Source organism: Rhizobium cauense, assembly GCF_019511525.1.
GTDB classification, from domain to species: domain Bacteria; phylum Pseudomonadota; class Alphaproteobacteria; order Rhizobiales; family Rhizobiaceae; genus Rhizobium; species Rhizobium cauense.
Genome location: NZ_JAEUAT010000007.1, coordinates 265,240 through 278,676 on the forward strand (window position 1 = coordinate 265,240; position 13,437 = coordinate 278,676).

Here is a 13,437-nt window from a genome sequence, read left to right on the forward strand (position 1 = left end):
CCTGTTGCAATTCTTCTAAAAAAGGTTTGAGTATCGCCCCAAGGCAGCGCCCAGCGCCGCCCTGCTCAGCCGCCGTCCAAAAGAAGAACACGCGCGGCAGCACCAACAGAGAGGACTAACATGCGTATCTCCACCCGTATTCTTGCCGCCGCTTCTGTCGCCGCGATGTCGCTTTTCGCAGGCGCCGCAATGGCTGATGGCGAGAAGTATGTCATCGGAACGGACTCGACCTACCCGCCCTTCGAATATGTTGACGCCAGCGGCCAGTTCCTGGGCTTCGACATGGACATTGCCCGCGCACTCTGCGCTGAGATGAAGGCCGAGTGCACCATCGTCAGCAGCGATTGGGACGGCATCATTCCCGCGCTGCAGGCGAAGAAGTTCGACATGATCATCTCTTCCATGTCGATCACGCCGGAGCGCTCGAAGCTCGTCGACTTCACCAACAAGTACTACAACACCCCGCCGGCAATCGCCGTGCCGAAGGACTCGACCATCACCGACGTCGAGGGCCTGAAAGGCAAGACGATTGGCGCGCAGACCTCCACCACTCACTCGAACTACGCTGAAAAGCACCTGCCCGATACCGAGCTGAAGCTCTATCCGACGGCAGACGAGTACAAGCTCGACATCACCAACGGCCGCGTTGACGCAGTAATCGACGACATCGTCGTGCTGTCGCAGTGGGTCAAGTCGGATGCCGGCGCGTGCTGCAAGATCCTGACGCCGCTTCCGGTCGACAAGGAAATCAACGGCGTTGGTGCAGGCATTGCCGTTCGCAAGGGCGACGACGCCCTGCGCGAAAAGCTGAACACCGCGATCGCTGCGATCCGCACCAGCGGTGAGTACAAGAAGATCCAGGACAAGTACTTCGACTTCAACGTTTACGGCGAATAAGAAAAGCTGTAGGTCGCTCATAAAGCTGATGGCGGAAGGCTTGCTCTTCCGCCATTTTTGTTTGACAAGAATGGAAAGATCAAAGCGGTACAAACCGCGAGGGGAAAACTGGCATGGGCGGATTATTTTCCGCGCTAGGCTCATTCTGGGCCTGGATTGGGCATATCTTCGATCCGCTTTGCGGACCCGCGGGACTCTTCACCTGGTTCGGCTCTTCGACGATCCTGGCCTGTGGAGACACTGGCTGGGGTGATGAAATCGCGGCCGGGCTGAAGGTTACTGTTGCGGTCGCTCTGGTTACCTTGCCGATCGGACTTATCATCGGCTTTCTCGTGGCTCTCGGCCAGCAATCGGAAGAGAAATCGGTCCGCCTTGCCGCCGGCATCTACACAACAATCTTTCGTGGCCTGCCGGAACTGCTGACGCTGTTCATCATCTATTACGGCATGCAGATACTGATCCAGTCGGTTCTGGCCTACATGGGCTACGACGGTCGCATCGAAATCAATGCCTTCCTGGCCGGCGTCATCGCCCTTTCGGTCGTATTCTCCGCCTATTGCTCGGAGGTACTGCTGTCGGCCTTCCGCGCCATCCCGAAAGGCCAGTACGAGGCCGGCGACGCGCTGGGTTTCCACCGCGGACGCACCTTGTTCCTGATCATACTGCCGCAGCTCGTGCGCATCGCCCTTCCCGGCCTGGTGAACCTCTGGATGATCCTGCTCAAGGACACATCCTACGTCTCGATCATCGGTCTTGCGGATATCCTGCGCCAGACCGGTGTTGCCGTTAAGGTGACCAAACAGGCATTCCTGTTCTATACCGTCGCCTGTGCGCTCTATCTCGGCCTTGCCATCATTTCGTCCTTCGGACTGAGCTACATCGAGCGGTGGGCGAAGCGGTCGGAGACCAGCCGATGAGCCACGTTCAGACACTCATTCCGGCGCAACCGGCTCCGAAAGAGGCACACAAGCCGATCACCGGCACGCGCATTACCGGCTACCTCGTCGTTGCGCTCTGGATCGCGCTAGCCGGCGCGCTGATCGCAATGGTCGTGAGCGGCTGGGATCCTGAGAAGTTCACCCGCTACGGTCCTCGCTATCTGCATGGCCTCTACACGACGATCATGCTCGTGGTGATCTCGGTATTCTTCGGCGCGATCCTGTCGCTGCCGCTGGCTTTTGCCCGCATGTCGAAGAACAGGTTCATCAACGGCCTTGCCTACGGCTACGTCTATGTGTTTCGCGGCACGCCGCTGCTGGCTCAGCTTTTCCTTATCTATTATGGCCTTGGCGGCTTCCGGCCGCAGTTGGAAGCCGTCGGATTGTGGTGGTTCTTCCGCGATGCCTGGTATTGCGGCCTGTTCGCGATGACCATCAATACGGCCGCCTATCAGGCGGAGATCCTGCGTGGCGCCATCCAGAGCGTACCGCGTGGCCAGCACGAGGCCGCAGCCTCGCTTGGCATCCACAAGGTCAACGCCTTCCGGAAGATCATCTTGCCGCAAGCGCTGATCGTCGCCCTGAGGCCCTATGGCAACGAGATCATTCTGTTGATCAAGGGTTCGGCCGTGGTCGCCATCATCACCGTTCTCGACCTGATGGGTGAAACGCGTTACGCCTTCTCGCGCACGTTCGACTACCAGACATATCTTTGGGCAGCGATCTTCTACCTCACGATGGTCGAAGCCCTGCGTCATCTCTGGGCCTGGATCGAACGCCGCCTCACCCGCCATCTGAAGCGATAACAATCTGGCAGCACTCACCAATGAGAGCTGCTAACAGATTGAAAATAAAAAACAAATTCATGATCCACTAGCATTTCGTCAAGCTTCGGTTAAGCATGTAATGGTTCCATTTCCTGGATCGCTAATAAGCGATCGTTTGGAACCAGAGGCGAGACGACGATGCACAAGGACATGGAAAGGCAGCTTCAGGGCTACGGCCTGACGACGGCCCAGATCATCTACCGCATGCCGGATCATCAAACGATCCTCCAGACCTATATCTGGCAGGACTATGACCTTGCTCCGGATTTTCCCGAAATGCGCAGCTTCCTGAAATTCTGGCAGGAAAAGCTCGACGGACCGCTGCATTCGGTGCGTTACATACACCGCAAGCTCATCTCGGCCACGGAATGGCGCGCTCTCAGAGGCGAGTTCATCCTCAACTGATGAAGCCACAGACGGCTGTCAGACGTGAGCCTCACCCTTGACGAATTCGTCTTCGTCCATTTCGCGATGTAATGTGCCGTACAGAATGGCGACATAGGCCAGCGTCACGATCAAAAGCACGGCCAAACCGTGGACCGGGCCAAGTGCCGCGTTGTCGATGACGTAGGTCCACGAATGTGCCTGTGTCAACGAGCTGCCTTCCGTTTGCAGTTTGGGTGTGGTGATCTTCAGACACCATGCAAGCAAAAGGATCAGGTACATCCAGCAATAATTCCGGCGCAGTCGGCGCTGCACCGCGCCGCCGTAGCTGAGCAAAAATTGCGGCTTGCGCAAACTCTTGGCGATGGCGCCAGCCCAATCTCCCTTGAGGTCGCCGTTCGGCGCAAGAATCTGCGCAAAGTATCCCCGCTCGAGCTTTCGCACGCGAGCGCGGTAGATATCGAAGAAGCGGTAGCGGCGCGCCTCGATGAGCAGCAGCAAGGTAATAAGCATCATGCCGAAGAGCAGTACGCCATGGTGCGAACTCGGCGTTGAGAGAGAGACCGAAAGGAGCGCCGCGGCAACCGTGATGGCCCAGTTGGACGTTCGGTCGATGCGATCGCGCCAGCTTATCATCCGACCGAGCTCGCCACGATAATAGTGGCTGAGCGTATTCGTGATCTCACCGGGGGTCGCCGGCAGCGCTGGTCGCGGACTATCCAGCTCCTTCTCGAAACTTCGTTTGCTGATTTCGGCGACCATGGCATTTCCTCCATTTTGTTCTTGTCCATTAGAGGTTCCCTATTTTGCTCCCCGAACGTCGCCATTGCAAAAGACATTCAGTCGCCGTAGACGCAACCTTGGAATAAAAACGATGGTGAAATGCTATGGCCAAGAAGATCGACGAAGACGCACTCGCGGAAGCCTACAACCGGGCGCTCGCCTTTGAGAAGGCAGGTGATGTCGACGCGGCCGTGAAAGCCTACGAAGAGGTGCTTGCCATCGATCCGGAGGACCATGGCGGCGCCGCCGTAAGGATTGCCTCGATGGGACGCGGCGAGACGCCGCCCAAGGCGCCGGATGCCTATGTCGAGACCTTGTTCGACCAGCATGCTGAAGTCTTCGAGGATGTTCTGGTTGAACAGCTCGGCTACCACGTGCCGATGATGGTCCGCCAACGGCTGCAGGAGCTGAAGCTTGGCTCCTTCAAGCGCATGCTCGACCTCGGCTGCGGCACCGGCTTGACGGCAGAAGCAATCGGCGACATGTGCGAAGACATGACCGGCATCGATCTGTCCGAGAAAATGGTCGAGATCGCTCATGAGAAAGAACTCTACGAGACCCTGTTCGTCGCGGAAGTCGAGGACTTTCTCGACGACAATGATGAGGATCCGTTTGACCTCATCACTGCAACCGATGTCCTTCCCTACCTTGGCGCGCTGGAACCACTGTTCTTCGGTGCAGCGGAAAATCTCAACCCCGGCGGCCTCTTCATCTTCTCATCGGAGGAACTGCCAGAGCCCTTGGCAAATGGCCAAAGCTACATGGTGGGACCACATCAGCGTTTCCTCCATTCCGCCGCGTATATCAGGGAGAGGCTCTCTGCGACCGGCTTCAAGCTTGTCGAGATGACCGAGATCAACGTCCGTATGCAGGAAGGGCATCCGAGCCCGGGCCACCTGGTCATCGCGCGGCTCGGCTAGTCTCGCTTGCCGCAACAAATACAATCTTTGATTGCGATGCGTTGGTAGACGAATGACTATTTCCGGCTGAATCTCTCCTCAGCACCTTGGGGGGAGGTCGCATGGGATCGTCGCAACACAGCATCGCCAGCCTGCTACGATGGCTCTATTCATCATTGCAGGCCTTGCCAATCCAATGGGGTGTTTTGCTTCTGGCGGTATTCATACCGCTCCTCCTCATCTATGCACGCAACGACATACGCGTGCGACGCCTCCGTATCATCTCGGACTTCATTGCATCTTATCCCACGACAAGAGACCAGGAGCCGGCCAGGGCCGGCGTTCCATCAGGTAGACCGGGAAACAATCCCGCCCTCGAGTTCGTAACGTCGAAATATCTCTCCGATCTGCGCGAGCCGGATGACCAACCGATCCGGCTTGATTCCGAAGGTCTGATCAAAGAGATCGAGAGACGAATGCGGGCTTCACGCATCGTTGGCAATGTGGGCGATCTCAGGCTGTTTCTCTCCGCACTTGGCTTCGTCGTCATCTGCTACTTCGGGTTTTCAAACCTGCTTTTGGCCCTTGGCAACGGGCTGCAGGTCGCCGGCGCAGATGGCGCTCCAATATGCGGTGTCGCAAACAATTGCTGTCCGGAGGGCGCATTCTCTGGTCAAATTCATATCATAGGCACTCTGGCATTCATTGGCGCCTTTATAGGAGCCATCAGGCAGTTCATACGCAGCCTCGCGGTCTTTGACCTCTCCGCCTACACAATCATCTGGCAGACGGCAGAGATCTTTGCTTCCGTTGCGATCGTAATCGTCCTCTATGTCGCCCTGGCTGATCCGACACGCGTGCTGGGTGCGCTCGGCGCGGGAGATAGCGGTCCACGTGACTGTGGTCATATCTCGTGGGTGTGGCTGGCGCTTGCACCATTGCTAGGTCTTGCACCGCAAAGCGCTACGAAGTTTTTGCTTATCAAAATGCAATCGTTGGTGTCTTGGATCAAAATGGACGACGATCGCTTTTACCCGGTGACGCGCGTCACCCCTCTCGACGTACTTGACGGGATTGACTACGCAACCCGCTTCAGGCTTGAGGAGTGCGGCATCTACGATGTGCAAAACCTTGCCACCTACAATCCAATCCAGCTCCATATCGAGTCGCCCTATGGGATCTACCAGACCATTGATTGGGTCGGACAGGCGCAACTCTGCAGCATGCTTGGCCTCCCCAAGTTTCTGATGCTCAAGCAAATGAACGTTCGAACCGTCCTGGATCTGGAACGTGCCCTTGACTACGGAGAACGGGATGGCAGCCGTGGTGAGAAAGAAGGGCCTGATGAATTCGATAGGATCTATGCGGGCATTCTGTTTGCCATCACCGCTGATGCGCGCAAGATTGGTGAACTGGGCGGCCTGAACGCCTTCATCATCCGCAACGAAGGCGAACGATCCTCAGCAGGCGGCGGCAGCACCCCGCCTACTGTTCTTCCGCCAATCGAGGCCGCGACTGTCGAAGCATACTTCGCGTGGGCCTGCCAAACCGTCACAGCAGACCCGACGACCACGAAAGCGTGCGTGGAACATCTGATGGGATGGATCGCCGATGATCTACACGTACGCCGCCTCCGCCGCATTTGGCAGGAAATGTCGGATGATCTTGGCCATCGTTCAAAGCGGCTGGACAACGGGCCGACGACCTCCTCCTCCACCAATAGTTAGCCAGTCACGCAACTTTTTAGTTGAGTGCAGATTGCCGACCTGATACTTAGCCAATCACGCAAGTTTTGAAACCCGTGAAAGGCCGGCCTATGTCGCTTACCCTCCACAGTCACCCTCTTGCATCTTTCTGCCACAAGGTCCTGATCGCGCTTTACGAGAACGCTACCCCGTTCGAAGTCGTGCATGTGGACCTCGGAAACGAGGCCTCGAGATCCGCGTTTCTCAGCGTCTGGCCGCTCGGGAAGATGCCCGTTCTGCACGACGACGCGCGGGACCGCACGGTGCCGGAAACGACCATCATCATCGAGTATCTCGATCAATACTATCCGGGCGCGACGACCCTTATCCCGGATGACTTCGACACGGCGCTGGAGGTCAGACTGTGGGACCGCTTCTTCGACCTGCATGTCCAGGAACCGATGCAGCAGATCGTCGGTGAGCGTCTTCGCGGTGGCGGAGATCCAACCCGCGTGAGCCAGGCCGAGGCGGCCCTGATCAAAGCCTACTCAATGATCGAGCGGCAGCTCGGCGATCACCCGTGGATCACAGGAGATAGCTTCACGATGGCCGATTGCGCGGCCGCTCCCGCCCTTTTTTACGCCGAGACTCTGGTTCCCTTCGCAGACCAGCCGAAGCTGCAGCGCTACCATGAGCGGCTTCTGACGCGCCCGGCCTTTGCCCGGGTCCTTGAGGAGGCGCGCCCCTACTTCAAGTTTTATCCCTACCGAGAGCGCCTGCCTGCCCGCTTCCGGCCGGAAGAAGCTGCTGAATGATGCACGAACCTGCCGTTCTCGACCAGATGTTCCACGCGCTTTCGGACCGCAGCCGGCGCGGCATGGTCGATCGCCTCGGCCATGGTCCTGCCTCGGTATCGGAACTTGCTGAGCCCCTGTCGATGGCGCTTCCCACCGTGATGAAGCACCTCGCGGTCCTTGAAAAGAGCGGCCTCGTCCGCTCGGAAAAGAGTGGCCGCGTGCGTACATACCGGCTGCAAAAGGATGCGCTTGCCGAGATGGAGCGCTGGCTTGTGGCACACAAGGCAAGTTGGAACAGAGCCTTCGACCGACTGGAACAGTTCCTTGCAGACGAACAACAACCGGAGTGACGAACGACATGACGAGGCATTCCGCCCTACACGAGACATTCACAATCGAACGAAAGATCCGGGCACCGGTTTCACGCGTCTTTGGTGCCTGGGCCGATCCAGCGGCCAAGCGCCAATGGTTTGCCTGCCATGACGAGTGGGTTCCCCTCGACTACGGCCTCGACTTCCGCGTCGGCGGTCAGGAGCACAACCGTGTCGCCGATAGCGACGGCGTTCCGCACGTCTACGAGGCACGCTATTTCGATATCGTACCGCAGGCCCGCATCATCTACGCCTACGACATGAAGCTCGGAGAAACACGTATTTCCGCGTCGCTTGCGACAGTCACCTTCGAGGCAACGTCTTCGGGAACAACCATGCTCTTCACGGAACAGGTCGCCTTCCTCGACGGCTACGCCGACGGCGGCTCTCGCCGGCAGGGTACCGAAATCCTGGTCGATCGCATCCAGGCCTATGTCGAGCGCCCCGGCAGCACCGCGCACTAAATATTGGGCCGCTTTCATGCTAGGTTGCACCACGACATTCATTCGGCTGCAAGCGAGGTGGCATGACAGCAGAGAAGCAACATTCACAAACGGGATCCGCCTTGAAACGGCGTCACAAATTCAATCCGAAGCGCGGCCCGAGACCGCAAGTCCTCGCGAATGCCAACCGCACGGTTGTCTGGGCCGCTTCCTTGGTCATCGTTGCTTTTGTCGTGATCGTGACGCTCAACGCATTGCTATTCTAACAGCGCGTCTCCGAGGTCAGTTCCCTATGATTGCCTTCAGCCTTCGGGCTTGCGCGCGCTGATGGCAAAGCGATGCTGGATGCCCCGCGACAGCGCCTTCAGATAATTCCAGTGCTTGGCTTGGCTCTTGTGGATGTCGCGCAGGTTCGTGTCGATCGTCATGCCTTCGAACCCGGCATCCCCGAGCATCGATGCGACCAGATCTGCGCGCGCGCCGTTGGAGAAATGAACACGCGAAACGATGTCGTTATGGCTTTGCATCAGCTCCGCGGGCGCGTGCAGCGGATCGGCCTTCAGGAGCCCGGCTTTCTCCATGGCCTTCGCAAGCGCCTTCAATATCCGCTCCGCACGGCTGACATTGACGAAGTCGCCATCGACAATCAGGATCGTCCCGCCGGGTTTCAGCACGCGCATCCATTCGGCAAACGCCGCCTTCGGATCCACCAGCGTCCAGACCAGGTGGCGGGTTATGATGACGTCGTAGGTGGCGTCCGGCTCCATGGTGTTTTCGACGTCCGCCATCTTGAACGAAATCGAGCGTCCCCTCGCCTTTGCTTTTGCGCGTGCGCGGTCCAGCATCGGCTCTGCCCAATCCAACCCGGTGACCTTGAAGCCCAAATCGTCCATCAGATGAGAAATCACGCCGGTACCGCTTGCAAGGTCGAGTGCCAGCCTGCCGTCACCCGGCCCCAGATGTTTCACAATCAGGCGGTGCCAAGCGAGACGCTCAGGTTCGGAAAAAATCTCGTGTCCAGGTGACAGATCGAACGTCGCCGCGCGCACCGACCAATAAGCCTTGATCTCCTCTCGAAGACCGTAATTGTGTCCGCTCGCGATACCCGTTTCAGTCATGCTCATGCGATTCCAGTTTGAAATTGTTCTAATAGATATAACTTGACTACCTAAGTCATAAAATCCTAGACGACGAAAAGTTTTCCACGGGGGTATACTTTTCGATGCGACTTACAGGCAAAACTGCAGCGCTTGCAATGGGGTTTCTCGTCTCCGCGGTCTGGCCCGCTCTGGCCGACAAGATCACGATCAAGGACGTCACAGGCCGCAGCGTGGAAGTGAACGCGCCCGTCAATCACATGATTCTCGGTGAAGGACGGCAGATCTACTTCCTGGCCGCCCTCGACAAGGAAGCGCCGTTTGAACACGTCGTCGGCTGGCGCGACGACCTGCCCAAGGCGGATCCCGAATCCTACGCAGCCTACCTCGCGAAGTATCCTGACATCGCCAAGCTTCCGACCTTCGGCGGCATGAAGGACGGCACCTTCGATATCGAGCAGGCCGTGGCGCTCAAGCCGGACGTCATTCTGATGAACGTCGATGCCAAGACCGCCACCGAAGAAGCCGGCTACATCGAAAAGCTCGGCAAGGTCGGTATTCCGCTGGTTTACGTGGATTTCCGTGAAAAGCCGATGGAAAACACCGAGCCCAGCATGCGCATCATGGGCCAGTTGATGGGCAAGGAGTCTGTAGCCGAGGACTTCATCAAGTTCCGGGCGGACAGCATCAAGCGTGTGACCGACGTTCTCGATAAGAACAACCCGGCCAAGCCCGTCGTCTTTGTCGAGCGTGCCGGTGGCTACTCCGACGATTGCTGCATGTCCTTCGGCGACGAGAACTTCGGCAAGATGGTCGAAATCGCGGGCGGCAAGAACATGGCCAAGGACATCATTCCGGGCACCTTCGGCACCGTCAATCCCGAGCAGATCATCGCCTCCAATCCGGAGCAGATCATCATCACCGGCGGCAACTGGGACAAGTATGTGCCCGGCGGCGCGTGGGTCGGCGTTGGTTATGGCTCGGACCTCAAGGAAGCGCACCGCAAGCTCGAGGCGCTGACCAAGCGCCCTGCCTTCACCGGCGTCAAGGCCGTCGAAGACAAGAACGTCCACGCCATCTGGCACCAGTTCTACAACAACCCCTACCAGTTCGTGGCCATCCAGGAGATCGCCAAGTGGCTGCATCCTGATCTCTTCGCCGATCTTGATCCCGAAGCGACCTTCAAGGAACTGCACGCACGCTTCCTGCCTCTGGAATACAAGCCCGGCTACTTCGTCTCTCTGAAGGACGGCCAGTAAGAGACCCTGGCGGGACGACTGAGGGTCCCCGCCGGCATAGCAAGACGGGGCCGCGAAGTAGCGGCTCCGTTGTTTCTTTTTCAGATCTAGAGGTGTCCATGCGGCTCACGACACTCCGGCACATTGCCGTTCTTGCCTTTGCGCTCCTGAACACGCCCGCCTTGTCGGCGGAAATCACGGATGTCACCGGTCGCACCGTCGAGGTCGACCTGCCGGCCAAGCGGATGATCGTTGGCGAGGCGCGTCAGATCCATGTGATTGCAGCACTCAAGGGCGAGCAGACATTCGACACCATCGTCGGCTGGCGCGACGACCTCATCAAGAAAGATCCCGACAGCTACAAGGCCTACGCAGAGCGTTTCCCGCAAATCGAGAAGCTACCGCGTTTCGGCTATGTGCCGCAGGGGGATTTCAGCCTCGAAACAGCGATCTCGCTCTCACCTGATGTCATCACGCTCAATCTCGAAGCGGAAAAATCCGCCAAGGAGAGCGGTTTCGAGGAGAAGGCGGCAGCCGCCGGCATCAAGGTGATCTACCTCGATTTTCGCATCGATCCCGACAGGAACAGCGAGGCTTCGATCGAGATCCTAGGCCGGCTCTTCGGAGCCGAGGAGCGCGCGAAGGAGTTTACCGCCTACCGCCGCGCCGAGATTGCGCGCGTGACCGACAGGCTCGCGACCGTAAAGGATCTCAAGCGGCCGAACGTCTTCATCGAACGTTCGCCCGGCATATCAGGCGAGAATACCTGCTGCCGCACCTTCGGACCGATCAATTTCGGTGCCATGGTCGAACAGGCCGGCGGACACAACATCGGCGCCGACGTCATCAAGACCACCTTCGGCGATCTCAATCCCGAACAGCTCGTGCTTGCCAATCCGGAGCACATCATCGCCACCGGATCCAACTGGGCGGCAGAGTCTGATGTCAACCAGTTCGTGCCCGTTGGCCGCGGCGCCGATATGACATTGGCGCGCGAGCGGCTGGCAAATCTTATGAAGCGCACGCCCTTCCCGGAACTGAAAGCTGTCAAGGACGGCAACGTGCACGCCGTCTGGCATCAGTTCTACGGCGCGCCTTACGAGTTCTTCCCAATCCAGCAATTCGCCAAGTGGTTCCACCCGGATCTGTTCGCCGATCTCGATCCCGAAGCGAATTTCAGGGAATTCCACAAGCGGTTCCTGCCGGTAACCTACCAGCCGGGATATTTCGTTTCTCTCGAAAAGGGTTCCAACTGATGGCCTCGTTCAGCCAGGTCCAGGCCGAATCGACAGGGCGCGAGCAATATCGCGCCCTTGCGTTTCGCCGTATCCTCATCCTCGTCGGGCTAACCGTGGCGCTCTGTTTCAGCATCTCGGCCGACATGGCGCTTGGGCCTGCAAACTATGCCCTGTCCGACGTCCTCTCTGCGCTCTTTAATCCCGCGGAGGTTGCCAACCAGCTCCGCGTCATCATCTGGGACATTCGCATGCCGATTGCCTTGATGGCCGTGACGGTCGGCGCCTCGCTGTCCGTCGCCGGCGCGCAGATGCAGACGATCCTTTCCAACCCGCTGGCGAGCCCCTTCACACTCGGCATATCAGCCGCGGCGAGCTTCGGCGCCGCCCTGGCGCTGGTTGCCGGCGTTGCGATCTTCCCGGGCGCGATCCAATACATGGTGCCGCTCAACGCCTTCCTGATGGCGATGGCGGCAGCCCTCTTCATTCACTTCGCCTCGACGATGCGCGGGGTGAGCGTCGAAACCATCGTGCTGCTCGGCATTGCCCTCGTCTTCACCTTCAACGCCGCGCTCTCCTTGCTGGAGTACCTGGCCTCGGAACAGGCACTCGCGGCCGTCGTCTTCTGGACCATGGGCAGCCTGACCAAGGCGACCTGGCCCAAGGTCTACTTCACCGCTGCGGTTCTCGTCGTCACAGTACCGCTCTTCATGCGGCAGGCCTGGGCGCTAACGGCTCTCCGCCTCGGTGACGACAAGGCAGCCAGCCTCGGTGTGAACGTCCGCCGCCTGCGTCTCCAAACCATGATGATCGTCAGTCTTCTGGCTGCTATCCCGGTGTCGTTCGTCGGCACAATCGGCTTCGTCGGACTTGTCGGCCCGCATATCGCCCGCATGGTCGTCGGCGAGGATCAGCGCTTCTTCCTGCCGGGTTCGGTCATCTGCGGCGCACTTCTCCTGTCGGTGACATCGGTCGTCAGCAAGATGCTCATCCCGGGTGCGATCCTGCCCATCGGCGTCATTACGGCGCTCGTCGGTGTTCCGTTCTTCTTCGTCCTCATCTTCAGCAACAGGAAACGGGCATGGTAGCGCTGGCTCTCACTGATGTCGGTGCCTCGTACGCACGGACGAAAGTTCTGTCGAACGTGAGCATCGACGACCTCAAGGGCGGGAGCGTCACCGCCATCATCGGCCCCAACGCCGCCGGCAAGTCGACCCTGTTCAAGCGGATTGCTTCCCTGGTGAAAGGTCCGGGCCTGGTCGAGCTTTCCGATACCGACCGCGGATCGCGAACAATCTGCTACATGCCGCAGGATACGGGCGCCAACGCCGTATTGACCGTCTACGAGTCGATTCTGCTGTCCGCCAAACAGGGAAGCGGCTGGCGTGTCGCCGATGACGAGCTCGACGGCATCGACGAAATTCTCAAGGCCCTGCGGCTCCAGAACCTGGCCTTTCGCGGTCTTGGGGAACTGTCCGGGGGACAGCGTCAGCTCGTATCCCTCGCCCAGGCCCTCGTCCGCAAGCCGGAAGTTCTGCTGATGGACGAGCCGACATCGGCACTCGATCTCCACCGGCAGGTCGAGGTGCTGAGCTTCGTCGCGGATCTTGCCCGCCGGGAAGGCATGATCGTGCTCATTGCCCTCCACGACCTCAATCATGCCTTGCGCTATTGTGAGAACACCATCGTCATCTCCGATGGCGCGATGGCAGCAAGCGGTGCGACCGCTGATGTCATCACGAACGCGATGCTGCGAGACATCTACAAGATCAACGCCCGTATCGAGCGCTGCTCACAGGGCACGCCGATGGTCATTGTCGACGGCGCGATCTGAGGTAGCCGA

The 13,437-nt window shown here is 58.8% G+C and carries 15 protein-coding genes; 13 read left to right on the forward strand and 2 right to left on the reverse strand.

Annotated elements, in window-relative coordinates; all coding sequences use genetic code 11:
* Positions 1–120: 120 nt before the first annotated feature.
* From JNB88_RS15835 to JNB88_RS15850, 4 genes are all read left to right on the forward strand, one after another.
* On the forward strand, positions 121–897 hold the full coding sequence (locus tag JNB88_RS15835; RefSeq protein ID WP_037128374.1) for an ABC transporter substrate-binding protein: 777 nt from the start codon (positions 121–123) through the stop codon (positions 895–897).
* A gap of 113 nt (positions 898–1,010) precedes the next feature.
* Positions 1,011–1,814, forward strand: coding sequence for an ABC transporter permease (locus tag JNB88_RS15840; RefSeq protein WP_037128376.1), 804 nt, complete (start codon positions 1,011–1,013; stop codon positions 1,812–1,814).
* On the forward strand, positions 1,811–2,641 hold the full coding sequence (locus tag JNB88_RS15845; RefSeq protein ID WP_220356278.1) for an ABC transporter permease: 831 nt from the start codon (positions 1,811–1,813) through the stop codon (positions 2,639–2,641). The genes JNB88_RS15840 and JNB88_RS15845 overlap by 4 nt, the downstream gene beginning before the upstream one ends.
* 159 nt (positions 2,642–2,800) lie before the next feature.
* Positions 2,801–3,067 (forward strand): usg protein, encoded by a 267-nt coding sequence (locus tag JNB88_RS15850; protein ID WP_037128380.1) that lies wholly within the window; start codon positions 2,801–2,803, stop codon positions 3,065–3,067.
* An 18-nt stretch (positions 3,068–3,085) separates the two neighbouring features.
* Here JNB88_RS15850 and JNB88_RS15855 read toward each other — a convergent pair whose 3' ends face one another.
* Positions 3,086–3,808: a DUF2270 domain-containing protein gene (locus JNB88_RS15855; protein ID WP_220356279.1), complete on the reverse strand. Its 723-nt coding sequence runs from the start codon at positions 3,806–3,808 to the stop codon at positions 3,086–3,088.
* A gap of 125 nt (positions 3,809–3,933) precedes the next feature.
* Here JNB88_RS15855 and JNB88_RS15860 point away from each other — a divergent pair, with 125 nt between their 5' ends.
* The 5 genes from JNB88_RS15860 (at position 3,934) to JNB88_RS15880 (ending at position 8,045) form a co-directional block, all read left to right on the forward strand.
* Positions 3,934–4,749, forward strand: a complete 816-nt coding sequence (locus JNB88_RS15860; RefSeq protein ID WP_220356280.1) for a class I SAM-dependent methyltransferase — start codon at positions 3,934–3,936, stop codon at positions 4,747–4,749.
* 101 nt (positions 4,750–4,850) lie between these two features.
* Positions 4,851–6,455, forward strand: a complete 1,605-nt coding sequence (locus JNB88_RS15865; protein ID WP_220356281.1) for a hypothetical protein — start codon at positions 4,851–4,853, stop codon at positions 6,453–6,455.
* Between the two features lie 89 nt (positions 6,456–6,544).
* Complete coding sequence (locus tag JNB88_RS15870; protein WP_220356282.1) at positions 6,545–7,228, forward strand: glutathione S-transferase family protein; 684 nt, start codon at positions 6,545–6,547, stop codon at positions 7,226–7,228.
* The gene (locus JNB88_RS15875) at positions 7,225–7,560 is read left to right on the forward strand and encodes an ArsR/SmtB family transcription factor (RefSeq protein ID WP_220356283.1); all 336 of its coding nucleotides are present in this window, start codon (positions 7,225–7,227) and stop codon (positions 7,558–7,560) included. Before JNB88_RS15870 ends, JNB88_RS15875 begins: the two co-directional genes overlap by 4 nt.
* Positions 7,561–7,568: 8 nt before the next feature.
* Positions 7,569–8,045: an SRPBCC family protein gene (locus tag JNB88_RS15880; protein WP_220356284.1), complete on the forward strand. Its 477-nt coding sequence runs from the start codon at positions 7,569–7,571 to the stop codon at positions 8,043–8,045.
* Positions 8,046–8,326: 281 nt separating this feature from the next.
* On the opposite strand, the gene JNB88_RS15885 is transcribed toward JNB88_RS15880, so the two are convergent.
* Positions 8,327–9,142: a class I SAM-dependent methyltransferase gene (locus JNB88_RS15885; RefSeq protein WP_220356333.1), complete on the reverse strand. Its 816-nt coding sequence runs from the start codon at positions 9,140–9,142 to the stop codon at positions 8,327–8,329.
* Positions 9,143–9,246: 104 nt separating this feature from the next.
* On the opposite strand from JNB88_RS15885, the gene JNB88_RS15890 reads away from it, so the two are divergent.
* The 4 genes from JNB88_RS15890 to JNB88_RS15905 all read left to right on the forward strand — a co-directional run bounded on the left by JNB88_RS15890 (position 9,247) and on the right by JNB88_RS15905 (position 13,428).
* Positions 9,247–10,380, forward strand: a complete 1,134-nt coding sequence (locus JNB88_RS15890; protein WP_220356285.1) for an ABC transporter substrate-binding protein — start codon at positions 9,247–9,249, stop codon at positions 10,378–10,380.
* Positions 10,381–10,478: 98 nt separating this feature from the next.
* Positions 10,479–11,615: an ABC transporter substrate-binding protein gene (locus tag JNB88_RS15895; protein ID WP_220356286.1), complete on the forward strand. Its 1,137-nt coding sequence runs from the start codon at positions 10,479–10,481 to the stop codon at positions 11,613–11,615.
* A complete protein-coding gene (locus JNB88_RS15900; RefSeq protein WP_220356287.1) occupies positions 11,615–12,682 on the forward strand; it encodes a FecCD family ABC transporter permease in 1,068 nt (355 codons plus the stop codon). The genes JNB88_RS15895 and JNB88_RS15900 overlap by 1 nt, the downstream gene beginning before the upstream one ends.
* Positions 12,676–13,428 (forward strand): ABC transporter ATP-binding protein, encoded by a 753-nt coding sequence (locus tag JNB88_RS15905; protein ID WP_220356288.1) that lies wholly within the window; start codon positions 12,676–12,678, stop codon positions 13,426–13,428. The genes JNB88_RS15900 and JNB88_RS15905 overlap by 7 nt, the downstream gene beginning before the upstream one ends.
* Positions 13,429–13,437 lie beyond the last annotated feature (9 nt).